This window comes from Haloferax sp. KTX1, from assembly GCF_902410085.1.
Lineage (GTDB): Archaea > Halobacteriota > Halobacteria > Halobacteriales > Haloferacaceae > Haloferax > Haloferax massiliensis.
This window is the reverse complement of sequence record NZ_CABPRH010000004.1, coordinates 125,611-150,700: the sequence shown is the minus strand read 5'-3', so window position 1 is coordinate 150,700 and position 25,090 is coordinate 125,611. Positions and strand designations below refer to the sequence as shown.

The 25,090-nt window shown below is 68.7% G+C and carries 27 protein-coding genes; 9 read left to right on the top strand and 18 right to left on the bottom strand.

What is annotated here, in order from left to right; all coding sequences use genetic code 11:
- The 4 genes from FY251_RS08830 to FY251_RS08815 are packed head-to-tail and all read right to left on the bottom strand — an operon-like array spanning window position 1 to window position 2,204.
- Complete coding sequence (locus tag FY251_RS08830) at window positions 1-864, bottom strand: 16S ribosomal RNA methyltransferase A (protein WP_148414378.1); 864 nt, start codon at window positions 862-864, stop codon at window positions 1-3.
- Between the two features lie 42 nt (window positions 865-906).
- Window positions 907-1,500 carry a DUF655 domain-containing protein gene (locus tag FY251_RS08825; protein WP_148414377.1) on the bottom strand — a complete coding sequence of 198 codons (594 nt, stop codon included), beginning with the start codon at window positions 1,498-1,500 and terminating at the stop codon, window positions 907-909.
- 53 nt (window positions 1,501-1,553) lie between these two features.
- Window positions 1,554-1,910, bottom strand: coding sequence for an RNA polymerase Rpb4 family protein (locus tag FY251_RS08820; RefSeq protein WP_004042989.1), 357 nt, complete (start codon window positions 1,908-1,910; stop codon window positions 1,554-1,556).
- A gap of 3 nt (window positions 1,911-1,913) precedes the next feature.
- Window positions 1,914-2,204, bottom strand: a complete 291-nt coding sequence (locus FY251_RS08815) for a 50S ribosomal protein L21e (RefSeq protein ID WP_004061361.1) — start codon at window positions 2,202-2,204, stop codon at window positions 1,914-1,916.
- 123 nt (window positions 2,205-2,327) lie between these two features.
- Between FY251_RS08815 and FY251_RS08810 the strand changes: the two genes are divergently transcribed.
- Window positions 2,328-3,488: a cystathionine gamma-synthase gene (locus FY251_RS08810; RefSeq protein WP_148414376.1), complete on the top strand. Its 1,161-nt coding sequence runs from the start codon at window positions 2,328-2,330 to the stop codon at window positions 3,486-3,488.
- Window positions 3,489-3,603: 115 nt separating this feature from the next.
- Window positions 3,604-3,861 (top strand): DUF4337 domain-containing protein, encoded by a 258-nt coding sequence (locus FY251_RS08805; RefSeq protein ID WP_148414375.1) that lies wholly within the window; start codon window positions 3,604-3,606, stop codon window positions 3,859-3,861.
- 60 nt (window positions 3,862-3,921) lie between these two features.
- Here the strand turns inward: FY251_RS08805 and FY251_RS08800 are convergent, their stop codons facing one another.
- The 8 genes from FY251_RS08800 to FY251_RS08765 form a co-directional block, all read right to left on the bottom strand.
- Window positions 3,922-4,188, bottom strand: a complete 267-nt coding sequence (locus FY251_RS08800) for an elongation factor 1-beta (protein ID WP_089777446.1) — start codon at window positions 4,186-4,188, stop codon at window positions 3,922-3,924.
- Window positions 4,189-4,190: 2 nt separating this feature from the next.
- On the bottom strand, window positions 4,191-4,370 hold the full coding sequence (locus FY251_RS08795; RefSeq protein ID WP_004042997.1) for an HVO_2753 family zinc finger protein: 180 nt from the start codon (window positions 4,368-4,370) through the stop codon (window positions 4,191-4,193).
- Window positions 4,371-4,453: 83 nt separating this feature from the next.
- Entirely contained in the window at window positions 4,454-5,737 is a 1,284-nt protein-coding gene (locus FY251_RS08790; protein WP_148414374.1) for a tripartite tricarboxylate transporter permease, read from the bottom strand.
- Between the two features lie 196 nt (window positions 5,738-5,933).
- Window positions 5,934-6,272, bottom strand: a complete 339-nt coding sequence (gene rpl12p, locus FY251_RS08785; protein WP_004974573.1) for a 50S ribosomal protein P1 — start codon at window positions 6,270-6,272, stop codon at window positions 5,934-5,936.
- Window positions 6,273-6,293: 21 nt separating this feature from the next.
- Window positions 6,294-7,343: a 50S ribosomal protein L10 gene (locus tag FY251_RS08780; protein WP_148414373.1), complete on the bottom strand. Its 1,050-nt coding sequence runs from the start codon at window positions 7,341-7,343 to the stop codon at window positions 6,294-6,296.
- Window positions 7,340-7,978, bottom strand: coding sequence for a 50S ribosomal protein L1 (locus FY251_RS08775; protein WP_089777448.1), 639 nt, complete (start codon window positions 7,976-7,978; stop codon window positions 7,340-7,342). Before FY251_RS08775 ends, FY251_RS08780 begins: the two co-directional genes overlap by 4 nt.
- A 305-nt stretch (window positions 7,979-8,283) precedes the next feature.
- On the bottom strand, window positions 8,284-8,763 hold the full coding sequence (locus FY251_RS08770) for a 50S ribosomal protein L11 (protein ID WP_089777449.1): 480 nt from the start codon (window positions 8,761-8,763) through the stop codon (window positions 8,284-8,286).
- A gap of 99 nt (window positions 8,764-8,862) precedes the next feature.
- The gene (locus FY251_RS08765) at window positions 8,863-9,927 is read right to left on the bottom strand and encodes a M42 family metallopeptidase (protein WP_148414372.1); all 1,065 of its coding nucleotides are present in this window, start codon (window positions 9,925-9,927) and stop codon (window positions 8,863-8,865) included.
- A 150-nt stretch (window positions 9,928-10,077) separates the two neighbouring features.
- Here FY251_RS08765 and FY251_RS08760 point away from each other — a divergent pair, with 150 nt between their 5' ends.
- From FY251_RS08760 to FY251_RS08750, 3 genes are all read left to right on the top strand, one after another.
- Window positions 10,078-10,422 (top strand): hypothetical protein, encoded by a 345-nt coding sequence (locus FY251_RS08760; protein ID WP_148414371.1) that lies wholly within the window; start codon window positions 10,078-10,080, stop codon window positions 10,420-10,422.
- Between the two features lie 118 nt (window positions 10,423-10,540).
- Window positions 10,541-11,638: a mevalonate kinase gene (mvk, locus tag FY251_RS08755; RefSeq protein WP_148414370.1), complete on the top strand. Its 1,098-nt coding sequence runs from the start codon at window positions 10,541-10,543 to the stop codon at window positions 11,636-11,638.
- Window positions 11,635-12,381: an isopentenyl phosphate kinase gene (locus FY251_RS08750; protein WP_148414369.1), complete on the top strand. Its 747-nt coding sequence runs from the start codon at window positions 11,635-11,637 to the stop codon at window positions 12,379-12,381. Before mvk ends, FY251_RS08750 begins: the two co-directional genes overlap by 4 nt.
- Window positions 12,382-12,496: 115 nt before the next feature.
- On the opposite strand, the gene FY251_RS08745 is transcribed toward FY251_RS08750, so the two are convergent.
- Window positions 12,497-13,243, bottom strand: a complete 747-nt coding sequence (locus tag FY251_RS08745) for an MBL fold metallo-hydrolase (protein ID WP_148414368.1) — start codon at window positions 13,241-13,243, stop codon at window positions 12,497-12,499.
- Window positions 13,244-13,347: 104 nt separating this feature from the next.
- Here FY251_RS08745 and FY251_RS08740 point away from each other — a divergent pair, with 104 nt between their 5' ends.
- Complete coding sequence (locus tag FY251_RS08740; RefSeq protein WP_148414367.1) at window positions 13,348-16,104, top strand: ATP-dependent helicase; 2,757 nt, start codon at window positions 13,348-13,350, stop codon at window positions 16,102-16,104.
- 40 nt (window positions 16,105-16,144) lie between these two features.
- Here FY251_RS08740 and FY251_RS08735 read toward each other — a convergent pair whose 3' ends face one another.
- A complete protein-coding gene (locus FY251_RS08735) occupies window positions 16,145-18,799 on the bottom strand; it encodes an AAA domain-containing protein (RefSeq protein WP_148414366.1) in 2,655 nt (884 codons plus the stop codon).
- Window positions 18,800-18,920: 121 nt separating this feature from the next.
- Here FY251_RS08735 and FY251_RS08730 point away from each other — a divergent pair, with 121 nt between their 5' ends.
- On the top strand, window positions 18,921-19,493 hold the full coding sequence (locus FY251_RS08730) for a hypothetical protein (RefSeq protein WP_148414365.1): 573 nt from the start codon (window positions 18,921-18,923) through the stop codon (window positions 19,491-19,493).
- A gap of 118 nt (window positions 19,494-19,611) precedes the next feature.
- Entirely contained in the window at window positions 19,612-19,839 is a 228-nt protein-coding gene (locus tag FY251_RS08725; RefSeq protein WP_148414364.1) for a hypothetical protein, read from the top strand.
- 10 nt (window positions 19,840-19,849) lie between these two features.
- Here the strand turns inward: FY251_RS08725 and FY251_RS08720 are convergent, their stop codons facing one another.
- A complete protein-coding gene (locus FY251_RS08720) occupies window positions 19,850-20,812 on the bottom strand; it encodes a zinc-dependent metalloprotease (RefSeq protein ID WP_148414363.1) in 963 nt (320 codons plus the stop codon).
- Between the two features lie 110 nt (window positions 20,813-20,922).
- Here FY251_RS08720 and FY251_RS08715 point away from each other — a divergent pair, with 110 nt between their 5' ends.
- Window positions 20,923-21,741, top strand: coding sequence for a VOC family protein (locus FY251_RS08715; RefSeq protein ID WP_148414362.1), 819 nt, complete (start codon window positions 20,923-20,925; stop codon window positions 21,739-21,741).
- A gap of 27 nt (window positions 21,742-21,768) precedes the next feature.
- On the opposite strand, the gene FY251_RS08710 is transcribed toward FY251_RS08715, so the two are convergent.
- From FY251_RS08710 to eno, 3 genes are all read right to left on the bottom strand, one after another.
- Complete coding sequence (locus tag FY251_RS08710) at window positions 21,769-22,929, bottom strand: rhodanese-like domain-containing protein (RefSeq protein WP_148414361.1); 1,161 nt, start codon at window positions 22,927-22,929, stop codon at window positions 21,769-21,771.
- 177 nt (window positions 22,930-23,106) lie between these two features.
- Complete coding sequence (gene rpsB, locus FY251_RS08705) at window positions 23,107-23,892, bottom strand: 30S ribosomal protein S2 (protein ID WP_089777462.1); 786 nt, start codon at window positions 23,890-23,892, stop codon at window positions 23,107-23,109.
- Window positions 23,889-25,088: a phosphopyruvate hydratase gene (gene eno / locus FY251_RS08700; protein WP_148414360.1), complete on the bottom strand. Its 1,200-nt coding sequence runs from the start codon at window positions 25,086-25,088 to the stop codon at window positions 23,889-23,891. The genes rpsB and eno overlap by 4 nt, the downstream gene beginning before the upstream one ends.
- Between the last annotated feature and the right edge of the window lie 2 nt (window positions 25,089-25,090).

Here is a 25,090-nt window from a genome sequence, read left to right as displayed (position 1 = left end):
TTACAGGCCGACCGACGCGGCGAGTTGCGCGAGTTCGGCGAACTCCGCGGGGGCCATGTTGCCGGCGCGCTTTCGGAGGACGTCCTCGTCCGCGGCCTCGACGACGGCCTCGGGGTCCGACAGCCCGGAGATGTGCGCCGTGTTGCGAATGCCGTTTCGGATGGTCTTGCGTCGCTGCGTAAACAGCGCCTTCACGAAGTCGAGGAAGAACGCCTCGTCGTCGACCTCGTAGTCCGGGTCGCGCGGCGTGATGCGGACGACGACGCTCTGGACCGCGGGCTTGGGGTCGAACGCCTCGCGGGGGACGTGCTCGCAGACCGCCACGTCGCCGTAGTGCTGGGTGCTCACCGAGAGACGGCCGTACTCCGAGGTGCCCGCCTCGGCGGCCATCCGCTCGCCGAACTCCTTTTGGAACATCAACACGAGCGGCTTCCCGCGGGGGAGCAGGCGGAACGAAATCTCCGAGGAGATGCCGTAGGGGAGGTTCGAGACGCACGCCGTGAACTCGGGGAGGTCGACGTCGAGCGCGTCGCCCTCGACGACCGTGAGCCGCCCCGATTCGACCTCGTCGGCGAACTCGCGGCGCAGGTGCTCGGCGAACGTCCGGTCCTGTTCGACGACGGTCACGCGGTCGGCGACGCCGAGCAGCCGGTCCGTGAGGACGCCCGGCCCGCCGCCGATTTCGAGGACGTGCGAGCGGTCTGCCTCCTCGGGGAGATACGTCGGGATTCGGTCGACGACGCGGTCGTCGACGAGGAAGTGCTGGTCGTGGTCCGGGTTCCCGCGAGCGCCCGCCCGCCGGATGAGGGCGTCCGGGTCGCGCGCGGCGGCCCCGCGGACCTGTTCGCTGCCGTCGCTCGTCATTGGGAGAGGTATCGTGCGGGAGCGGGTAAAAGTCCCGTTCCGCTACCGCCCGTCGCGTCCGACGAACGTCTTGTACTTCACGTCGTTGTCGCGGAGTTCGTCGAGGATGCGCTCGACGATGACCTCCTTCGGACGGTGGAGCCCCGAGACGCGCTCTTCGAGGTCCTCGAACGACTCGAACGGTCCCTGTCGCTTCCGCGATTCGAGAATCTTGTCGCGGAGCTTCTTCCCGATGCCGGGAAGCAAGTTGAGCTGGTGGAGCCGCAGCGTGATGGGCTGTGCGTCGTTGTAGAAGTCGACGAACCGCTTTTCGTCGGCCTCGACGATGTCCTCGACGACGTAGTCGACTTCGGCCGTCGCCGTGTTCGAGAGGTCGCCGTACGAGAGTTCTTCGACGGACTGAATCAGCTCGCGGTCGGCGACCGGCGAGACGGCGAGTCGGTCGCCGATGCTCACGTCGGCGTCTTCGACGAGGGTCAACTCCAGGAGACGGAAATCGGACTCTCCGAGCGCGTACGCGATGGGTGCCGCGTCGAAGCGCCGTCGGTCGTCTCCCTGACGCCCGTGGCGGAGTACGTCGAGTACGACGACGTACTCGGTCGTGGCGTCGGCGTCACCGCTCTCCGTACGTGTCATACCAGTAGTTACGGCGAGCCGATATTTAAAGAGTTGGCCGCGCCGTCACGCGGTCAGACGTACTTCGCGACGACGTTGAGGATTTCGTCGAGTTCGTCGCCCGACAGCGCGTAGCGCTGCTGGGCGAACACCGCGCGAAGCTCGTCGCGCGACTGCGGCAGGAGGTCCGCGATTTTGATGGCGGTCGGACCGTCGACCTTCTCCAGCTCGGCGAGCTCCTCGACGAGTTCGCGAGACTCCTCGGGGTCGAGGTGGGCGAACCGGTTGACGTGTTCTATCGCACGGGCCAGTTCGTAGCGCATCTCGCGCTCTTCGTCGGCGGCGCGTTCCGCCTCAACCTCGGCGAGCAGTTCCTTGACCTCGGAGGTCGTCAGATACTCCTCGTCGAGCTTTTCTTTGAAGATGGTCATCGCTTACTGCTGGGCGCGCAGGTGAGCGGGACGGACGATGACCGTCTTCTCTTTGCCGCCGTCGTTGATCTGCACCTTGAACGCGCGGCCCTGCTTCCCGGTGACTTCACCGGTGAGACCGTTGAAGCGCGGGTGGAAGCGACCCTCGCGAACGCTCGGGTCGATGTTGAGGTGGACCTTCTGGCCCTCCTCGAATTCCGCGATCGCGCGCTGCGGCGGCGAAGTGCCGCGCTCGCGCGGCTTGTTCGAGAGCTTTCCTCGCGTCCCCTTCATCGGACCGTTGGAGCTCGGCATAGTCGTGAGAACGAATACTTGCGTCGCCATTATAAATTGCACGTTACGAACCGCGCGTGTGTGTCTCCCGCGTGGTCGCGCGGGAGGGACGGACTTAACCCGAGTCGGCGCGGCGCTCTTTGTATGTCCGAAGACGAGCGACGCATCGAGACGCGCGCCATCCACGCGGGTCAGGAGCCCGACGAGGAGACGGGGGCGCTCATGACGCCCATCTACGCGAACTCGACGTACGCCCAAGACGGGCCGGGCGACCACCGCGGCTACGAGTACTCCCGCACGGGGAACCCGACGCGGACCGACCTCGAAGCGAACCTCGCGGCGCTCGAACACGGCTCGCACGGCCGCGCGTTCTCCTCGGGGATGGGCTCGATAAACACCGTGCTTAACCTCCTCGAAGCGGGCGACCACGTCGTCGCCGGCAACGACGTCTACGGCGGCACCCACCGCATCTTCACGCAGGTGTACGAGAAGTACGACCTCCACTTCGACTTCGTCGACACCACCGACCACGACGCCGTCCGCGACGCCGCCCGCGAGGAGACCGAACTCGTGTGGGTCGAGACGCCGACGAACCCCCTCATGCGCGTCAACGACATCGGCGCGCTCGCCGACATCGCCCACGAGGTCGACGCGCTCTGCGCCGTCGACAACACCTTCGCCACGCCGTACCTCCAGCGCCCGCTCGACCACGGCGCGGACATCGTCTCGCACTCGCTGACGAAGTACCTCGGCGGCCACTCCGACGTCGTCGGCGGCGCGCTCGTCACCGACGACGCCGACCTCGACGAGGAAATCGGCTTCTACCAGAACTCCGTCGGCGCGACGCCCTCGCCGTTCGACTGCTTCCTCGTCCTCCGCGGGACGAAGACGCTCCCGGTTCGGATGGACCGCCACTGCGACAACGCCCGCGAGCTCGCCGCGTGGCTCGACGACCACGAGGCGGTCGCCGAGGTGTTCTATCCCGGCCTCGACTCCCACCCGCAACACGACCTCGCGGCCGAGCAGATGGACGACTTCGGCGGCATGCTCTCGTTCGAACTCGACGGCTCGCTCGAACAGGCCTCGACCGTCGTCGAGGAGACCGAGGTGTTCACGCTCGCCGAGAGCCTCGGCGGCGTCGAGAGCCTCATCGAACAGCCCGCGGCGATGACCCACGCGGCCATCCCCCGAGAAGAACGGCTCGAAGCCGGTCTCACCGACGGCCTCGTCCGCGTCTCGGTCGGTATCGAGCACATCGACGACATGAAGGCCGACCTTCAGCGGGCGTTCGACGCGGCGTTCTGAGGCTCGACTCGGCGTCGGCTCGTTCTCACGCGGCGGACCGTCCTCGCAGACGACTCATTGCCGCAGGTTGGGAACGCGAGTAAGGGTTATTGAATAGCACGATGAATAATGAGGTATGTCCCAAGAGACGTTCACCCTGAGTGCGGAGTCCGCACAGCGACAGAGCTACGCCGAACCCGCAGACCACGTGATGGTCGATTCCGACGACCACGAGGGGTCGAGCCACAGCGCCGAGCAGTTCGGTATCGGGCTGGCCATCGGTATCCTCCTCGGCGGCGTCGCGGGGGTCATCGGCAACTCCCTTCCCATCGGCGTGATGCTCGGGCTCACGTTCGGCGTCGTCCTCGGCGTCTACCTCATGGAGCACCGCTGACGGGGCGACGGCAGTCGCTCCGGGGACGAGACGGGACTGCGAAAAAGGTCGGTCGTCAGTTCAGATGCGGCCGACGTTCTCGACGGAGACGCTCTCGACGCCGTCGACTTCGATGAACGCTTCCTCGACGGCCTCGGTGCCACCGGCGTCGTCGGGGACGATGACGGTCGGCAGGAGGGCGACGAGACCGAACGCGACGTCGTCGCGTTCGAAGCCCTTGATTTTCGCACCCTCGGGGAGGGAGTCTTCGAGCGCGTCCTCGAGGTTATCGAGGTCGAGCTCGGGACTGTTCGGCATGACCTTGATTTTGGCGGCTACTTTTCCCATGATTATGGACCCATGAACCCGCAATCGGGGCACTCGTAGAGGTTACTCTGCTTGCGGCACTTGGAACAACGCGAAATCTCCTGGCCACAGTCGGGGCACTTGAACGTCGCCGCGCTCATGCCGGCGATGTTGATGCCACAGGACACACACTGGTGCGCGTGTCGCTGTTCGGACTCGCTCATACGCTCACAAACCGGCGCGCGACTTTTAACCGTTGTCTTTCCGGGTTCCCGCGGGGGAAATCCGTGTCCCGCGTGGACACGTCTCATCCGAGTATCAGCGGCCCCATGAGGACGCACATCAGGTGGACGCGCCGACAGCCGAACCGGACGGGGATGTGGCCGACGACGCCGCCGACGGTGAGGACGACGACGCCGCCGACCCCCGCGAACGCCCACGAGAGAACGACGAGGAGGGCGCAGACGGCTGTGACGAGTCGTCGCTGGTCGAGTCGCCCGACGACCGCGAGCGCCCGGTCGCCGACGACCGGCACCAACGCCGCCCCGCAGAGCCCCGCGGCGACCGTCACCGGCACCGCGAGGCCGAGTCCGGTCGGGAGTTCCGCCTCGGTGAGCGCGACGAGCGCACCCGTTCTGGGCGTTCCCAACCCGGCGAGTGCGAACAGCGCGAACACCGTCGTCGCCGTCGTGGCGGCGCTCGTCGCCGTGACGTAGGCCCGCGCCGATTCGTCGGGGTCGCGGCCGGGGAGAACGGCCAGCGCGAGCGTGCCCGCGACCCCCGCGGAGACGCCCGGGAGGTAGCCGACGAACGCGCCCCCGCCGGTCCCCGCGGCGACGCTCCGCGCGACCGACCCCGGCGACGTTGCGAGCGCCGCGTCGCCCTGCGGCGGCACGCCCGCGCCGCGTCGCGCCGCCAACAGGACCGGCACGCCGAACAGGCCGGCCAACAGCGGGGCCAACACGCCGCCGACGGGGAGCGGCCCCCCGAACGACCTGTCGAGGACCGCGAGACCCAGCCCCGTCGCGGCGGCGATGGTCACGCAGGCCGCCAGCGTCGCCCGACGGCTCGGTTCGGTCCAGACGAGCGCGACGACGACGCCCGCGAGCACCAGCCACAGGTGGTCGCGGACGACGGGGTAGGCCTCGACCAGCACGTCGGTGAGCGGCACCGCGACCGGCACGGCCAGACAGAGCGCCGCGCCGCTCCCGAGCGCCGACAGCCGAAGCGCCTCGCGGCCCCGCCCGCCGAGGACGAGTTCGTGTGCCGGCAACGCCCCCGGCGCGAGCGCGGCGTCGGGCACGCCGAGCGTCAGCGCCGGCACCACGTCGAGGAACGTGTGGACGGTCGACGCGGCGAGGACGGCGGCCGCGACGGCGACGGGCGGCCCCGGCGCGTCGGACGCGACGCCGGCGAGAAGCAGGGCAAAGGCGTTCGCGTGGAGGCCGGGGACGAGACCCGAACAGGTCCCGAGCAAGACGCCGACGGCCACGCCGAGGAGGGTGGCAGTCGTCGGGTCGACCGCGGCGGGCGGCGCGAGCGTCGCCACTCGGTCGAGGAGAGCGACGGCCGCCCCGACGATGAGGAGCATCGCGCGGGAGTGGTCGCGGCTTCCGGTATGAAGCTACGCGCTCGACGCCGACTGTGCCGTGGCCCGCGGCGAGTCGCTGGGCGCGCGACCGGAGTCGTCAGATGCGCGGGCAGAACCGCCGCTGGCGGATTGCGTCGAAAGAAAGCGGAGTTTCGAAGCGAGCGTCGCCGCGGATGCGGCGCGGTCTCGCGGAAGTTTAACCGAAGAGCGCGCCGAGGCCCTCGCCGTCGGCTTCTTCGTCGTCGTCGTCGTCGTCGCCGCCTTCGTCAGCGGCCTCTTCTTCGGCGTCTTCCTCGTCGTCGTCGTCAGCGGCCTCGACCTCGCCACCGGCGGAACCGCCCGCGGCGGGCGCGGGGGCGGCGGCGGCCGTCTCGATGGCCTCTTCGATGTCGACGTCCTCCAGCGCGGCGACGAGCGCCTTGACGCGGGATTCTTCGACATCGACACCGGCGGCTTCGAGGACCGCGGTGATGTTCTCTTCGTTGACCTCTTCGTCCGACTCGTTCAGGATGAGCGCAGCGTAGACGTATTCCATTGTTGTGTACCTTGTGTGTTGTTAGAACAGGGAGCCGAGGGCGTCGCCGGCGTCTTCGTCGTCGTCGCCGTCGTCGTCGGCGGCGTCTTCGTCGGCGTCGGCGTCTGCCTCGTCGGCGTCCGCTGCTTCTTCGTCAGTCGATTCTTCTTCCTCGGCGGCACCCGTGTCAGCCGCGGACACGCCGCGGAGTTCCTCGGGAAGCGCCTCTTCGTCGTCGATGTTCGCCGCGAGCGCCCGAAGCTGGGCGTCCGCCTTCGAGATGAGCTCGGGCATGAAGTCCGGGCTCTCGATGTTGGCGAACAGACCGACGGCCTTGGCCTCGCTCGTCGCCTTGGCGATGAGCGTCGGCGCGGTCTGGGCGGTCGGGTAGACCGCGTTGACAGAGAGGTTCGTCGCGGCGGAGACGGCCGACTGGATGTCGGCGCGGTACTCGTCCACGTCGATGGCGAGTTCGTCGGGCTCGAACAGGACGCCTTCGGAGAAGACGCCGCGGAGGTCGAGACCGACCTCCTTGGGCTCGATGCCGAGTTCCGCCAGGACGTTCGCGAGTTCCTCGGAGACTTCCTCGCCCGCCGAAAGGACGTTGGAGTCTTCCGTCACCTTGATCGAGCCGTCCATGATGCGGGCGGACGCCCCGACCTGCTGGAGTTCGCCGACGAACGGACCCGGGTCGACACCGGTGTCACCCTCGGGGATGACGATGTCGTTCGGGGCGACTTCACCGGCGTTGATGGGCGCGGGCGTCTTCGACGCCTCAAGCTCCTTGTACAGGGCGAACGGGTTGTCGTTCGTGCCGATGAGGGCGACCTGCCCGGCGATGTACTCCTTGAGTTCCTCGAAGCCGTCGTTGACCTCGTCGAGCGCGCGGTTCGCGAGCGTGTTACGGCTCATGCGCACGGCGGCCGAGCCGTGAAGCTCGCGGCGCATGGCCTGGAGCTGGCGGCTCGGGATGCCCGCGACGCCGACGACGCCGACGGATTCGTAGGATTCGATGAAGTCGACGAGCTCGTCGACCTCTTCACGCTTCCACTGCGGGATGACCTCGGTCTGCCGGACCTCGGATTCGCTCATTCGGGCACCTCCACGGACGGCCCCATCGTCGTCTTCACGTAGACGGAGTCGATGTTGAGCGGGCCCTTTTCGAGCGTCGCTTCGAGACGACGGACGATGACGTCGATGTTCTCCGCGATTTCGTCGGGCGTCATGTCGTCTGCGCCGACGCGCGTGTGGAACGTCCGACGGTCACGCGAGCGGAGCTGCACCGTGTTCTTCATCCGGTTCACCGTCTCGACGACGTCGTCGTCGGGCTGAAGCGGGGTCGGCATCTTCCCACGGGGACCGAGCACGGTACCGAGGTAGCGACCGATGTCCTGCATCAGTCCAGCCTCGGCAACGAAGAAGTCGGTCTCGTCGGCAAGGTCTTTCGCCGCATCGGTGTCGTCGCCGAAGTCTTCGAGCTCGTCGGGCCCGAGAACTTCGTCGGCGACATCCTCTGCGCGGAGCGCGGTTTCACCGGTCGCGAACACCACAATCTGGGTGTCCTGGCCGGTGCCAGACGGGAGCACGATGCTCTCGTCGACACGCTTCGACGGGTCGTTAAGATCTAAGTCTCGCAAGTTCACGGCGAGGTCAACCGTTTCGCGGAAGTTCCGCCCGGGTGCCTCGTCGAGTGCGCGAGAGACTGCGTCAACTATTGTGTCTGCCATTATTCACCTCCGTAGTACGCAGGATTGCTCCTACGGGTCAGTGAAACAGGCTACTGCCTGCCTCGTCCGGCAGGACGAGTAGGCTCAACTTAAGTCCGTCGAACCACGGGAGCCGAAACCCCCGAATTCGGGGGTTTCGCGTGCCACAGCCACACATGCGAACCGGCGGGCACGCGAGCGACGCGAGGCCGTCGACGGTCGGGCCGCTCCGGGTTGAGTCGGGTCCGTGGAGAGAAGAAAGCGGGCCGAGTCGGCTCGGCCCGACGGAAAGGGCGGTTCGAACCGCCGAGGCGGGTCCGAGACGATTACTCGTCGTCGTAGTAGTCGTCGAACTCGCCGCCGTCGATGCGCTCTTTGAACGTGCGGGCGTCCTCGCCTTCGACGGTGACGCCGAGGGATGCGCACGTGCCGGCGACTTCCTTCGAGGCGTTCTTGAGGTCGTACGACAGCAGGTCAGAGGACTTCTGCTCTGCGACCTTCTTCAGCTGTTCGATGGACATGTCGGCGACGAAGTTCTCCTGGGGTTCGCCGCTGCCGGTGTCGAATCCGACTTCGTCCTTGATGAGGGCGGCCGTCGGCGGGACGCCGACCTCGATGCTGAACGAGCCGTCGTCGTCGTATTCGACGGTGACGGGGACTTCCATGCCGTCGAACGCGGACGTCTGGTCGTTGATCTGGTTGACGACGTCCTGCACGTCGACGGGGGTCGGGCCGAGTTCCGGGCCGAGCGGCGGACCGGGGTTCGCCTTCCCGCCGGGAACGAGTACTTCGATAGTTCCAGCCATACGTGGAAACACCGTGTGGCGACTTTTAACGGTTTTCTTTCGGCCGGAGCCGTATGCGACAACTACGCACAGGCGAGACGCCGCTCGGCGTCGTCCCGCTTAGAGGTCGACGCCGAACGAGTCCACGTCGCCCGCGAGCGCGGCAATCGACCCGAGGAGCGCGGCCACGTCGTCGAGGTCGCTCGTGGAGACGACTTCGACGGGCGTGTGCATGTAGCGGTTCGGGATGCCGATGTTGAGCGAGGGGATGCCGGAGCGACTCGTGTAGAAGGCGTCCGCGTCGGTTCCCGTGCGGACGCCGGCGGCCTGCAACTGCACGTCGATGTCGGCGTCCGCGGCCGCGTCGCGGGCGAGCGAGACGACGTTCGGGTGGTTCGCGCTCCCGCGGGAGACGACCGGTCCCTCGCCGAGTTCGACGGGGCCTTTACGCTTGCCGGGCACGTCGGGGTTGTCCGTGGCGTGGGTCACGTCGACGGCGACCATCGCATCTGGGTCGAGGTCGTAGCCGACCATCTTCGCGCCCTGCACGCCGACCTCCTCTTGGACGGTGCTGACGGCGTACACCGTCGCGTCCACGTCGGCCTCGACGGCGGCGCGGAGGCCCTCGGCGGCCGACCACGTGCCGACGCGGTTGTCCATCCCGTTTGCGGCGACGCGGTCGCCCGCGAGGTCGCGGACCCGCGCTTCGACCGTCACGGGGTCGCCGACCTCGACGTGGTCTTTGGCGTCGCCCTTGCTCGTCGCGCCGATGTCGACGAACTGCTCTTCGAGGTCGTCGTACTCCTCGCTCCCCACGTCGCGGAGGTGGATTGCGGTCTGGCCGATGACGCCCGCCACGTCGCCGTCGTCGCCGTGGACCGTGACGTGCTGGCCCTTCGAGACGGTGCGGTCCGCGCCGCCGATGGGGCCGATGCGGACGAAGCCGTCGTCGTCGATGTCGCGGACGATGTAGCCGATCTGGTCCGCGTGGCCGGTGAAGGCGATTTCGGGGCCCCCGCCGGTGCCCTCGTGGACCGCGACGGCGTTGCCGTAGTCGTCGACCGTCACGTCGTCGGCGAACTGCGAGACGTAGTCCACCCACACGCGCTGGCCGGCGACCTCGTAGCCGGACGGGCTGGGTGTGGTGAGCAGGTCTTCGAGGAAGGCGCGTCGGTCGTCGTCCATACGAGACGTTCGGGAGCGGCGAACCAAGAACACAGCGACTCCAGCACACCCCACCGGGAGTCGCCGCCGAGGGGGTCCGTCACGTCCCGCGGCGGCCCGCGGCGGTCCGTCGCCACAAGGCATATCCATCTTGTGAGCGTACTGAGGTGTATGGCCGACTTCACCCTCTTCGAGGTCCACCTGCACGACGGCTTCGAGTTCAGCCCGACCAACAGCGCCCCGCTTCTCTCCAAGCGCGGCGACGCGGAACTCGAAGCCGACGACGAATCGAACGACGACTACGACGCCGAGTTCGACGCCGACGAAAGCGACGAGTTCGATGACTCCGAGTCGGACGAGTCGGGCGGTCGCCCCGGACTGGGGCTCCTCGTCGGGCTGGTCCTGCTCGTCGGCATCGCGGCGGCGGTCCGCTACATCCGCGGCGACGGCGACGACCTCGACGAACTGGCCGACCTCGACGACGCAGAGCGCGATGAAGTCGAAGTCGACGCCTGAACCGGCGTCCCGAACACCGTTTTTCCGCGGCCGTCCCCCGACCGTTACCGCCGACCACCACCGCCGAGTTCGACCGCGGTCGGATACCCTTAAGCGAATCCCGTAGCAACTCCGGGGTATGACCGTTTCGAGCGCTCCCGGCAAGGTGTACCTGTTCGGGGAGCACGCAGTCGTCTACGGCGAACCGGCGGTCCCCTGCGCGGTCGAGCGCCGGGCGACCGTCACCGTCGCCGCCCGCGAGGACGACCACGTCCGCGTCCGCGCCGAGGACCTGAGTCTCAACGGCTTCACCGTCGAGTACCGCGGCTCGACCGGCGACCGACCCGACGTGGACGTTCCGGCACCGCTCGTGGAGGCCGCGATGGGCTACATCGACGCCGCGGTCGACGAGGCCCGCGACGCCGCCGACGCGCCCGACGCCGGCTTCGACATCACCGTCGAGAGCGACATCCCGCTCGGGGCCGGCCTCGGCTCCTCGGCGGCGGTCGTCGTCGCCGGCATCGACGCCGCGACCCGCGAGCTCGGGGTCGAACTCGCGCCGCGCGAAATCGCGGAACGCGCCTACCGCGCCGAACACGAGGTCCAAGACGGACAGGCCTCGCGCGCCGATACCTTCTGTTCGGCGATGGGCGGGGCCGTCCGCGTCGAGGGCGACGACTGCCGGACCATCGACGCGCCGCCGCTCCCGTTCGTCATCGGCTTCGACGGCGGCGCGGGCGACACCGGCGCGCTCGTCTCCGGCGTCCGCGCGCTCCGCGAGGAGTACGACTTCGCCGCCGACACCGTCTCGACCGTCGGCGACGTCGTCCGCCGGGGCGAGGAACTGCTGGCCGAGGCGGACCCCGACGCCGACGAACCCTCCGAGGAACTCCTCTCCGAACTCGGCCGGTTCATGAACTTCAACCACGGGCTGCTGGAGGCCCTCGGCGTCTCCTCGCGCTCGCTCGACTCGATGGTGTGGGCGGCCCGCGAGGCCGGCGCGTACGGCGCGAAACTGACCGGCGCGGGCGGCGGCGGCTGTATCGTCTCGCTGGACCCGACGCCCGAGACCCAGACCGCGCTCCGATTCACCCCCGGCTGCGAGGACGCCTTCCGCGCCGAACTCGCCACCGAGGGCGTCAGAGTCGAGATTCCGCCCGAAGCGGACGCCAAGGGTGAGGCCGAGCGCGACCCCGGCGACGGGGACGGGGAGGAAACGGGGGCGGACTCGGCGTGAGTCTCGTCGTCCTCAAACTCGGCGGGAGCGTTGTCACCGACAAGGACGAACCGGAGACCGTGGACGAGGCGGGGCTGGCGGCCGCGGCGGACGCGGTCGCGACCCTCGCCGAGTCGGGCCGCGTCGTCGTCGTCCACGGCGGCGGAAGCTTCGGCCACCATCACGCCGCCGAACACGAGGTCTCCTCGGAATCCGGAACCCGCGACGCCCGCGGGGTCCGCGCTATCCACGACGCGATGAAGCGCCTCAACGACGCCGTCCTCGACGCCCTCGCGGACCGCGGCGTCTCGGCCCTGCCGGTCCACCCGCTTTCGGTCGGCGCGCGCGAGGCCGACGGCTCGCTGTCGCTTCCTCTCGCGGCGACCGAAACGATGCTCGACGAGGGCTTCGTCCCGGTCCTCCACGGGGACGTCATCGCGCACGCGGGGAAGGGCGCGACCATCGTCAGCGGCGACGACCTCGTGGTGTCGCTCGCGTCCGGCCTCGGCGCGGACCGCGTCGGGCTCTGTTCGACCGTCCCCGGCGTCCTCGACGCCGACGGCGACGTGATTCCGGAGATTACGGCGTTCGAAGACGCGGCCGACGCGCTCGGCGGGTCGGACTCGACCGACGTGACGGGCGGCATGGCCGCGAAGGTGCGAAAACTGCTCGCGCTCGGCGCGCCGGCGCACGTCTTCGGCCCCGAGGGGCTGTCGGCGTTCGTCGCCGGCGAGTCGCCGGGGACCGTCATCCGCGGGGAGTAGCGTGTAGCCGGCGTCGGACTCGGGTTCAGACTCGGGTTCAGACTCGGGTTCAGACTCAGGTTCAGACTCGGGTTCAGACTCAGGTTCAGACTCAGGCTCAGACTCAGGCTCAGACTCAGAGTTCGACGACCAAGCCGTCTTCCGCGACTCGGACCTCGCCGTCGAAGCGCTCGCTCACGCTCGCCCGGAGGTCGTCGGTGACGCGGTCGGCGTGCGGGTAGAGATGCGTCAGGTAGACCGAATCGATGTCCCGCCCGGCGAGCGCCTCGCCCACCTGCGACGGCGTCGGGTGGTTCGACACGTCCACGTCGTCGGGAAACGAGCAGTCGTGCGCGAGGACGCTCGCGCCGTCGGCGAAGTCGCCGAGGGCGGCGAACGCCTCGGTGTCTCCGGAGAAGACGAAGTCGGCCTCGCCCCGCTCGTTGCTGAAGCGGTAGGCGAGCGTCGGCATCGAGTGGCGGACTTCGAACCCCATCACGTCGAAGCCGGCGACGCCGAACTCGGTCGGGCCGACCTCCCGAATCTGCACGTCGAGGCGGCCCCGCAGGTAGTCGTGGACGTCGAACAGCCCCTCGACGAGGTCCTCAGTTCCCTCCGGGCCGACGATTTCGAGGCTGTCAGCGCCGGCGAGCCACCGGGCTTTCACGAGCGCCATGAGGTCCGAGACGTGGTCGAGGTGGTGGTGCGTGAGGAGGACCGACGAGACGCCCTCGTAGCCGACTTCCGTCTCGGCGAGGCGGGCGAGGACGCCCGACCCGCAGTCCACGAGGAGGGCGTTGCCGTCCGATTCGAGGAGGAGTCCGGTCTGGGCGCGGCCGGTGACGGGCATCGCGCTGCCGGTGCCGAGGAACGTGACGCGCATGCGTAGCGCTACCACGGCGGCGGCGTTAGTCCTTGTGCTCGCCGGGTCGGTCGTCCGCGGGGACAGGCACAACCCTCATACCCGCGCAGGCTAACCCCGAGGTAATGACCCGGCGCGGCCGCTCGCTTCTCGCGTCGAGAGGCGGCGACTACGAGTTCGACCCCGAGTCGGTGACGGTCGCCGACGAGGACGTCCTCGACCTGCTGGAGCCCGCCGTCCAGGAGTGGTGGGTCGACCGGTTCGGGGAGTTCGTCCCCGGCAACGGCGGCTTTTTCACCCCGCCGCAGCGCGGGGCCATCCCGCACATCCACGAGGGCGACAACGCCCTCATCTGCGCGCCGACGGGGTCCGGCAAGACGCTCGCCTCCTTCACGGCCATCATCAACGAACTGTTCCGCCGCGACCGGGAGTCGCCGGACGGCCTCGACAACTCGGTGTACTGTCTCTACGTCTCGCCGCTGAAGTCGCTCGCGAACGACATCCACCGGAACCTGACCGAGCCGCTTTCGGGCATCGCCGACATCGCCGAGGGCCGCGGGGAGACGGTGGACATCAGACACGCCATCCGCCACGGCGACACCTCCTCGGCGGACCGCCAGAAGATGCTGTCTGAGACGCCGCACATCCTCAACACGACGCCCGAGACGCTGGCGATTCTGCTCAACTCGCCGAAGTTCAAAGAGAAGCTCCGAACCGTCGAGTACGTCGTCGTCGACGAGATTCACAGCCTCGCGGAGAACAAACGCGGCACGCACCTGTCGGTGTCGCTGGAGCGACTGGAGGACCTCGCCGAGTCGTCGCCGACGCGCATCGGCTGTTCGGCCACCGTCGAACCGCTCGACACGGTCGCGGAGTTCCTCGTCGGCCGCGAAGACGGCGAACCCCGCGACTACGAACTCGTGGACACGCGGTTCGTCCGCGACTTCGACGTCCGACTGGAGTGCCCGACCGACGACCTGATTCGGACGCCCCGAAGCGAGGTCCAAAGCCGGTTTTACGACCGCCTGCACGACCTCGTCGCCTCGCACACGAACACGCTCGTGTTCACCAACACGCGGTCGGGCGCGGAGCGCGTCCTCCACAACCTCCGCGAGGAGTTCGACGACATCGACGAGTCGAACTCGGGCTGCCACCACGGGAGCCTCTCGAAGGAGCGCAGACAGGAGATCGAGTCGAAGCTGAAAGCCGGCGAGTTGCGCGTCGTCACCACCTCCACGAGCCTCGAACTCGGCATCGACATGCCACACATCGACCTCGTGGTGCAGGTCGGCTCGCCCAAGTCCGTCGCCGCGCTCCTCCAGCGGGTCGGCCGCGCGGGCCACCAGCTCGGCCAGACGGTCGAGGGGCGCGTCATCGCCCTCGACAGGGACGAACTCGTCGAGTGCGCGGTGATGCTCTCGAAGGCCGAATCCGGGTTCGTCGACCGGGTGTTCATCCCCGAGAACGCCGTCGACGTGGCCGCCCAGCAGGTGTACGGGATGGCCATCAACGCGATTCGCCCCGAGTCTGAACTCCGCGAGACGCTCCGGCGGGCCTACCCGTACCGGAACTTCTCCGACGACGACTTCGAGCGCCTGTTCCGCTATCTCACGGCCGACTACGACGGCCTCGAAGACAAGAACGTCTACGCGAAAATCTGGCGCGACACCAACGACCCGCCGGACGGCGAACACCACTACGAGGAGTACCCCGTCGGCGAACCGCTCATCGGCAAACGCGGCCGGATGGCCCGCGTCATCTACATGACCAATATCGGCACGATTCCCGATTCCTTTACCTGCGACGTGCTGGTCCGCGGGGCCGACCAGTGGGTCGGCACGCTCGACGAGGGCTACCTCGACACGCTGGAGAAAGGCGACGTGTTCGTCCTCGGCGGCGACCACTTCGCGTACCGCTACCGCCGCGGGTCGAAGGTGTACGTCGACCGCACCGCCCAGCGCCCGACGGTCCCCTCGTGGTTCTCCGAGCGCCTGCCGCTTTCGTACGACCTCGGCCGCGAACTCGCGGCGTTTCAGGCCGACCTCGTGGACCGACTCGACGCCGGCGGCGCGCCCGCCGTCAGGTCGTGGCTCCGGGAGTTCCCGCTCGACGAGAACAGCGTCCGCGCCGTCACGCGGATGTTCGACGAGCAGGTCAGATACGCCGGCCCCGAGAGCGTGGCGACCCCTGACAGACTCGTCGTGGAGACCGAGCTCGACCGCGAGGCCTACCGCCGGCACTTCTACGTCCACTGCACCGACGGCCGGCGGTTCAACGACGGCCTCTCGCGGCTCCTCGCGTACCACGCGGCCCGCCGGACCAACGCGAACGTGCAGGTCGCCGTCGCCGACAACGGCTTTTCGCTGTCGATGCCGCTCAACCGCAAAGTCGACCTCGCGGGCGTCCTCCGCGACCTCGACCCCGAGGAAGTCGAGGACGACCTGCGGGCCGCCCTCGACGGCACGGACCTCCTGAAGCGCTACTTCCGCATCAACGCGACGCGCTCGCTCATGATTCTCAAGCGCTACAAGGGCTACGAGAAGTCCGCCGCCCAACAGCAGGTCTCCTCGGAGATGCTGCTGTCGTTCGCCCAGGACCTCGACGAGTTCGCCGTGATGGAAGAGACCTACCGCGAGATTCTCGAAGACAAACTGAACCTCGCCGCCATCGAGGACGCGGTTGCGGCGATTCGGGCGGGCGACGTGGACGTGGTCGGCCAGCAGGTCTCGTCGCCGACGCCGCGGGCGTTCGGCCTCGCCACGCTGACCGCGAGCGACGTGGTCCTCGCCGAAGACGAGAGCGCGGCGCTCAGGGAGTTCCACGAGCGCGTCAAAGCGAAAATCGACGACGACGAGGCGGACCTCGGCATCGACGTGGACTGACCGGCTGACGGTTCGCGGGCGAGGAGCCGCAGAGACGCCCTTACCGCCGCGCCCACGCGAGCATCCGGTCGTAGAACGGGTCGGATTCGAGCGCGTCGGCGTCGCCGACGAGACACAGCGCCTTCTTCGCCCGCGTGAGGGCGACGTTGATGCGGCGGTGGTCCTCGAACAGCGGGCCGTCCAACTCGCCGGTGGCGACGAAGGAGACGACGATGACCTCCTTCGAGGAGCCCTGGAACCGGTCGACCGTGTCGACGGTGGCGTCGGTGCGGCGGGAGATTTCCGCGACCTGCGCCCGGAACGGAGCGATGACGCCGATGTCGTCGGTGTCGACGCCGGCGGCCTCGTAGGCGGCGACGACCTCCGCGACGCGGTCGGCTTCGGCGGGGTTCGTGTTGCCGACGCGCCGGCCGTCGGGGTCGACGAAGGCGACTTGGTCCGCGAGTTCGGCGGGGAGGTCCGCGGTGTCGACCCCGAGGTCCCGGAGGTGCTGGGCGGCGACGGCCCCCGTGGCCGGGCGGAGCGCGCCGTCGTAGAACTCCTTTGAGGCGAACGCCTGAATCCGCTGAGACATGCGGTACTGGCGGTCGAGCATGACCGAGGCGTCGGGGTACGTCTCGATGAGTCGCTGGAACAGCGAGGTCTGGAGGTCGTTTTCGGCGCGGACGACCGGCGGAAGCTGTTTGTGGTCGCCGACGAGGACGAACCGGTCGGCGAGGTTGACGGCGGCGAGCGTCCCCGGTTCGGTTATCTGCGACGCCTCGTCGACGAGCGCCGCGTCGAACGACTGCTCGCGCATGACGCGCGACCCGCAGGAGGCGGTGGTCGCGGCGACGACAGGGGCGTCGTGAAGGGCGGCGGCGAGCGCGTTCGGGTCGCCGCTCCGCGAGAGGCGCACGTCCTGCATGTCCTCGCGGACGCCCGATTCGGTGCCGACGCGAACAATGTCCTCGAATCCTTGGTCGCGCAGGGCTTCGAGCGCGTTGTCGACCGCGCGGTTCGTGAAGGCAGACAGGAGGACGCGGTTGCCGTCCTCGACGAGCGCGCGGATGGTCCGGGCGATGGTGTAGGTCTTGCCCGTCCCCGGCGGCCCGTGGATGAGCGCGAGGTCGTCGGCGTCGACCGCGAGGCGCACCGCGTCGTCCTGCGCGTCGTTGTTGTCGATGAACGTGCGACCCGCAGAGCGGTCCGCAAACTCGGGGTCGCGGCGGCCGAACAGGGCGTCCTTCCGGTCGGGCGAGCCCTTGAGCACCGCGTCGTGGAGGGCGGTGAGCAGGCGGTCGACGGTGAGTTCGGAGGGGTAGACGTCGAGGCGGCGGAGCGGGACGGGCTCGTCGGTCGTGACGACGATTTCGTCGCCGAGTTCGACGATGCGCGCGAGTTCGGCGTGCCCCTCGACGGGGTGGCCGTCGCTGGCGAGCGCCACGTCGCCCGCGCGGAGTTTCGACACCGCGTCGTCGGTCTGCTTCGCCCGGAGTTCCCACGTGCCGTCGGGGCGTTCGGTCCGGCCGAGCGGTTCGAGGCCGATGAGCGCCCGGTCGTCGTCGGCGCGCACCTCGGCGCTCTGGTCCCAGAGTTTGCGGTACTCGTTGTGGACCGCCCGGCGCTCTTCTTCGACGGCGCGGTAGAAGCGGTCGAAGTAGTCGCGCTCGTCTTCGGGGACCGGTTTGCCGATTGCGCCGGCCTTCGACTCCTGGTCGAGTCTGCCGGAGACGACCATGCAGGTGTCCTTCTCGAAGCAGTACTCGCACTTCGAGTTCACCTCGTAGCCGGTCGGCACCGACGCGTCGTGTTCCATCGCCGCGATTTCGTTGCGGGTGCGGACGACGAACTCCAGCAGGCCGCGACCGATGGAGAAGTCCTTCGCCGGCGAGAGGTCGCCGGACTCCTCGGTGCGGTCGAGCGTCGTGTTCTTCGTGTAGAGGAGCGTCCCCGTGTCGACCGGGACGCCCCGCTCTTCGAGGATGAGCGCGTAGGAGGCGGCCTGAATCTTGTCCTGAAACCGCGGGTCGCGGTTGAGGTTCTTACCGGTCTTGAGTTCGACGGGCGACCCCCGGCGGAGGGCGTCGGCGCGGCCCTTGATGCCGAACGTCGGCGAGATGAGCGTGTACTCCGAGCGCCACTCGTCCTCGTCGGTGAGGACGCCCTGCGAGAGCCAGCCCTCGATGGCGGCGGCGTTGCGGCGCACCTCGTCCGCGACCTCGTCGACCTCGCGGCCGAGCAGGCCGAGTTCGAGGCCGCGCTCGTCGATGCGCTCGTCGATGGACGAGTCGAGGTCGCGGCCGCGGAGGAGGTCGCCGAACACGTCGTGGACGATGGTCCCTTTCACCACCGGGTAGTTCAGCGGGATGCCCGAGAGCTTGTTCAGGTAGTACATCCGCGAGCACTGCACCCACGAGCGGATGTCGGTCACGTCCACGAGGAAGTCGGGTTCGACGACGACGAACGACTCCGAGCCGGTCGAATACGTCGTCTCGCCGCGGTACTCGGACTCCTCGGCGTCGGTGACGAGCAGGTCCATGCCCGGTTCGGCGTGCTCGGCGGCGTGGGTCCACTTCCCCCAGAGGGTGACGGTCACCGGCTCTCCGGTCCCGCGCTCGGGGCGGAGCGTCACCTCCGCCAGCGAGCGCTCGCCGTGCTTCGTTTCGACGTCGCGCGGCTCGCCGACCTCGACGAGCGGACCGCGAAGGTTCACGTCGAAAGCGTGGGTGAGGCGCGGGCAAATAGCCGTCGGTGGGCGCGGGCAGTTCGGCAGGTCGCGTGTGTGAATCCCCCCGACCGTCACGCTCTTTCTCTCTCGCGCGGTACGCACTCCCATGCGCGTCAGAGATTGGCAGGACATCCTCTCGGAGGTCGTCGACGACGACCGAAACCGCGACCCCGACGGGTGGCGGGCCGTCGCGGGGAGTCGCCGCCGGAGCCTCGGCGAAGACCTCTTTCTCGCCCACCCCGACGCCGGCGTCTACCAACTGAAGACGTACGCGAAGAACCCCTACGAAGTCCGCGGCGTCGGCGCTCGCGTCGCCCGCCGCGTCGACGACGACCTCGACCCGCTGTTCCCGCGCCGGCGCGACGACGGCGAGGGCGACGCCGGCCGGTTCGCCGTCCAGCGACCGCCCGAAGACGAGTCGCAGGCCGAGTCGATGGCGCGGCGACTCGAAGAGACCGTGAAGGTCCACGCCGACGCGCCGACCACCGCCGACGACTTCTTCACCGACGTGATGGAGGCGCTCGAAAGCCCGGCGTTCGGCCCGATGGACTACGAGTTCGACGCCCGGCCAGACCGCCTCGACGACCTCTCCGAGGAGTTCACGGACGCCGACGAGCTGCTCTCGTCGGACCTCGACGACCTCATCGAGTCCGACGACGTCGACCGCGGGTTCCAGTAGGAGTCATCGGTTTCAAACCCTCTCACTCCCATTAGCCACGCATGGACGATAGGCTCCGCGGGCGGCCGCGACGACCGCCCCGCGGCGGGACTTCGGAGGGACGTTGTTCGGAGGGACGATGGTCGGGTCGAGCATGAGCGACGACGAGACGCGACTGGCCAACAACCGGCTCAAAATCGGCTTCACTCTGCTGGTCGGCGCGTCGGCCGCGCTCGTCGCCGCGCAGGCGGGCGCGACGCTCGTTCAGGGCGCGCTCGCGCTCCTCTGTGGACTGGTCATCGGCGGCCTCCTCACGTGGTACATGAGCCGGTGGGCCCGCGAGTTCACCGCCGTGAACCGCCGGTAGGGGCGCTTTCTCAGGGCGACACCCGCGCGAGCCATCGCTCGGGGGCGTCCAGTTCCGCGTCGGTCGGTAAGTTCTCCGGATGGTCCCACACCCGCGACGCGGCGGCGACGCCACGCTCGTCGGCGACGTGCTCGAAGAAGCGAGCGCCGCGTTCGTACTGCCGGCGCTTGAGCCCGAGGCCGAGGAGTCGCCGCGCGAGCTTGGCGACCGGGCCGCCGCCCTGCCGACGCTCGTCGAGTTTCCGGCGGAGGTCCTCGTAGTCGTCGTCGAACGCCCGGTCCATCAGCAGTTCCGCGTAGCCCTCGACGGCGGTCATCGCCGTGTCGAGTTCGCGGAACGCGTCGCGGTCGATGTCGCCGTCGACGAGGGCGTCGACGCCGCGTTGCATCCGCGATTCGAGGTGCGTCGAGAGCCACGGGGCCGCGCCGAACTCCGCGGCGTGCGCCACCTCGTGGAAGGCGATCCAGCGGCGGAACCGCGGGTAGTCCACGTCGAGGCTGTCGGCGACCCGGCGGATGTTCGGGTGGACGAAGTACAGGCCGTGGTCGTCGTCGCCCTCGGCGAGGAGGAGCGGGTCGTACTGCCCGAGGACGTTGTTGCCGAGAAACGAGAGGACGAAGGCGAACGACCCGGTGTTGACCGCGCGCGTGACGCCGGGGAGGACCGCGGGACCGTGTTCTTCGAACGGGGCCATCACCCGGCGGAACGTCGCCACGTTCGCGTCTATCCAGTGGTGTCGGTTCTGGACTTCGACGACCTCGGGCACGTCGAACTCGACCTCGGCGACGGCCGACAGTCGGTCGCGCGCGTCGCGAACGTCGGCCGCGTAGCCCGCGCGCTCGGCGTCCGTGAGGTCGAGCGACCCCGGGTCGGTCGCTGACTTCGCGGCCTCGGTGACGGCGTCCCAGTCGATGGTGCCGGAGCCGGTCGCCGAAGCGTCCGCGACCGCTCTGACGCTCCGAAAGAGGTTCATACCGTATCGTGGCGGGCCGGACGCAAAACGCTTCGGTCGGGGTGTTCGAACCCGCCGATTCGCAGACACGACGACCCTAGACACTATGTCGAGTCAGACGTGAGGGGCGTATGGACCGAACCATCGACCACGTCGCGTTCGGTGGGACCGAGCTGTACGAACTCCGTGCGGCCGCGAACGAGGTCGGTCTCACGCCGACCTACGGCGGCGAACACGGGACCGGAACGACCCACATGGCCGTCGTTCCGTTCCCCGACGGGTCGTACCTCGAACTCATCGCGCCGACGCTCGGAACCGACGCCGAAGACGCCGGCTTCTGGCCCGACCACCTCGCGGCCGACGCCGGTCCCGCGGCGTGGTGTCTGGAAACCGACGACGCCGCCGCCAGCGCCAAGACCGCTATCGACGCCGGCCTTCCAGTCGACGGCCCCCACGAGGCCTCCCGCACCCGACCGGACGGCCGCCTCATCGAGTGGGATATGTGCTTTGAGGGCGCAGACCAGCGACTCCCCTTCTTCATCCGCGACCGCACCCCGCGGAGCTACCGCGTTCCGACCGCCGCGCGCAACCCCGCCGTCCGCGGACTCCGCACCGTCGTCGTCGCAACCGCAGACCGAGCGGCGACCGCGGCGCTGTTCGCCCGGCGACACCGCTACCCCTCGCCGGTCGATATCAACGGCCCGTTCTCCGGGTTCGCCACGCTCCCCGGCACGCCGCTCGCCCTGTGCGAACCCGGCGACGGTAGCCTCGGGGAGCGCATCGACGAGGTCGGCGAGGGTCCGTGCGCGTTCCTCGTCGGCGTCACCGACCTCGACCGGGCGCGGAACTCGCTGTCGCTCGGCCCCGAGATCCGCTACAGCGACCGCCGCATGGCGTGGTTCGACCACGACCTGTTCGACGGTCGGTTGGGTGCGGTGGAACTCCCCTGAACCGCCGATTGAATCCGGACGACGGGCTCAGGCGGCGCAGTTGTTCGGGCCGAGTTCGAGTTCGGTCGCCTCCTCCTCGCCGCCGACCGCGGCGCGGCCGGTGTTGATGTCGATGACGCGCTCGTAGTTCGCCGGCTTTTCCGGCGTGTCCTCGGAGACGCGAGAGACGAACGCCGCCTCGTCCATCGACAGGAGGTCGAGTTCCGCACGCAGGTCGCCGAGCGTCGCGCTCACGAGTTCGCCCGGCGCGGCGACCCCGTAGCGCCCGTCCGCCCCGACGGAGACGTGGCCGGGGAGGACGCGCGTCTCGTCGGGAAGCGACAACAGCGTGTCGTGGAGCGTCTCGTAGAGGAGTTCCGCGCCCGTCGCCGCGTCGGCGTCACCGAACTGGAGTTCCGTGCGGCCGACCGACTCGACGAACAGCGTGTCGCCGGTGCAGAGGAACCGCCCGTCGACGAGGTAGTTCGTCATGTCCGAAGTGTGTCCCGGCGCGTGAATCGCCTCGATATCGTGGTCGCCGACGGCCAGCGTCTCGCCGTCGGCGAGCCCGGTGAACTCGTACTCGACGTCGCGGTCGGCCGCCTCCGAACCGAGGTAGTACGGCACGCCGAGTCGGTCGGCGAGCGCCCGACCGCCCGAGACGTGGTCGGCGTGGACGTGCGTGTCGAGCACACCAGCGACCGTCATCCCGGCGTCGGCGGCGACGAGTTCGAACTCGTGAATCTGTCGGGTGGCGTCCACGACGACCGCCTCGCCGGCTGACCGCGATCCCACGACGTAGCCGAGACAGCCCTTCGCACGGCGCTGGACCTGCGCGACGAACAGGTCGTCGTCGCCGGTGTCGAGTTCGACCACCTCGTACAGCTTGCTCCAGTCTTCCATGCCGCCTTTGACGACCTCCACGTCGTCGTAGCCACGCGCCGCGAGTTCGAACCCGAACGACGTCGAGGACAGTCCTTTCCCGCAGATGGCGACGACCGGCCCGTCCGCCGCGAGGTCGCCGACGCGGTCCCAGTCCCAGTCGCCGCCGAGCCCGTCGACGGGGTGGAAGGGGACGTTGACCGCGCCCTCGATGTGCCACGACTCGAAGCTCTCCGGCGGCCGCGTGTCGATCACGGTGAACGAGTCGCCCGCGTCCAGTCGGTCGGCGAGTTCGCCCACAGTGAGCTGGTGGAGGAGTTTGCTCATGTGATTAGCTATGGGAACGGCGCACAAAACCGTTTGTGGCGGGCGCGGCTGACACGGCTCTCGCGCGGCGGCGAATCGACGCGCGGTCGGCGTTTCGCAACCGCGGCTGACCCGAAAGAGAGCGCCGCCGCTCACCGGACGGGCGTCGGAAAAGTCGAATCGAAAGGTCGTCCCGAACTACAGTTCGGCCTCGAAGTCTTCGAGGGCGTAGACGGTGTCGGAGCCGCGGCGGTCGAGCGTCTCGTTGGCCAGCAGCCAGTAGACGACCGACAGCGCGCGCCGACCCTTGTTGTTCGTCGGGACGACGAGGTCGACGTTCGACGTCTGGTTGTTGGAGTCGCACATCGCGATGACCGGGATGCCGACCGTGATGGCCTCCTTGACGGCCTGCGCGTCACCGATGGGGTCGGTGACGACGACCACGTCGGGTTCGATGTAGCCGGCGTAGTCCGGGTTCGTCAGGGTCCCCGGGATGAAGCGGCCCGTGCGGGCGCGAGCGCCGACGGCGTCGGCGAACTTCTCGGCCGGGAAGCGACCGTACTGGCGGGAGGACGTGACCAGAATCTGCTCCGGACTGTAGTTCGCGAGGAAGTCCGCGGCGGTGCGGATTCGCGAGTCCGTCTGGCTGACGTCGAGCACGTAGAGCCCGTCGTCGCGGACACGGTGGATGAACCGGACCATGTCCTTGGTCTTCTGCTGGGTACCGATGTGGACACCGGCGGCCAGGTAGTCCTCGACCGGGATGAGCAGGTCGGCGTCTTCGTCGGGCATGACGTCCTCGTCGAAGGCCGGTTCCGGCTCTGCTTCTTCTTCGGCCTCGGCGGCGTCGTCGGCCGCCTCGGCGGTCTCTGCTGTCTCGTCTTCGGTGGCGGCCTCGGCGGGTTCCGTCTCGGCGACCGCTTCGGTCTCCGTCTCGGGTTCCTCGTCGGCGACCTCCACCGCGTCGTTTTCGTTGTCGCTCATACTGCGTCGTCCGCGATGCGGATGAGTTCGTTCAGTTTGGCGGTTCGCTCGCCCTGCACCGTGCCAGTCTTGATGAACGGCGCGTCGGTTGCGACGGCGAGGTGTGCGATGGTCGCGTCTTCCGTCTCACCGGAGCGGTGAGAGATGACGGCGTCCATCCCGTTTCGGGAGGCCAGTTCGACGGCGTCGAACGCGTCGGTCAGCGTCCCGATCTGGTTCGGCTTGATGAGGATGGAGTTCGCGGCGCCCACGTCGATGCCGTCCTGCAGACGGTCGACGTTGGTGACGAACAGGTCGTCACCGCAGATGAGCGTGCGGTCGCCCACGCGCTCCGTGAGTTCCGCGAAGCCCTCGTAGTCGTTCTCGTCGAGGGGGTCTTCGACGTAGACGAGGTCGTACTCGTCGACCATCTCGGCGACGTAGTCGATCTGCTCGTCGGTCGTCTTCGTCTCGTCACCGTAGTGGTAGACGCCGTCTTCGAACATCTCCGAGGCCGCGATGTCGAGACCGAAGCCGATCTCGAAGCCGAGTTCGTCCTCGACGTCGGAGACCGCTTCGCCCATGATTTCGAACGCCTCGGCGTCGGAAACCGGCGGCGCCCACGCGCCCTCGTCGCCCTTCGCGGCGGGCACGTCGCGCTCGTCGAGAATCTCGGACGCGCGGGCGTGGACCTTCGCGTTGGCGAAGACGGCTTCGGAGACGCTCGGCGCGCCGACCGGCGCGGCGAGGAACTCCTGGATGTTCGTCGCTTCCTTGGCGTGTTCACCGCCACCGATGACGTTCCCGAGCGGCGTCGGGAAGTTGTCGCCGCGGAACGCGCCGCCGAGGTGCTGGTACAGGGGCGCACCGAGCACGTCGGCACCGGCCTTGGCGGCCGCCATCGAGATGGCCACCGCGCTGTTCGCGCCGATCTCCGAGAAGTTCTCGGAACCGTCGGCGGCGCGGAGCGTCGCGTCGACCTCGCGCTGGTTACCCGCGTGGACCTCGTCCACGAGTCGGGGAACCGCGTGTCGCCGCGCGGCGGCGATGGCTTCGGTCGGCGGCAGTTCGATTGCCTCGTACTCGCCGGTGGACGCCCCGCTGGGGGCCGCAGCGCGACCGAACCCACCGGATTCGGTGAGCACGTCGGCTTCGACCGTCGGGTTCCCACGGGAGTCGAGCACGCGGCGCAGAGCTACGGATGTGATTCGAGTCATGT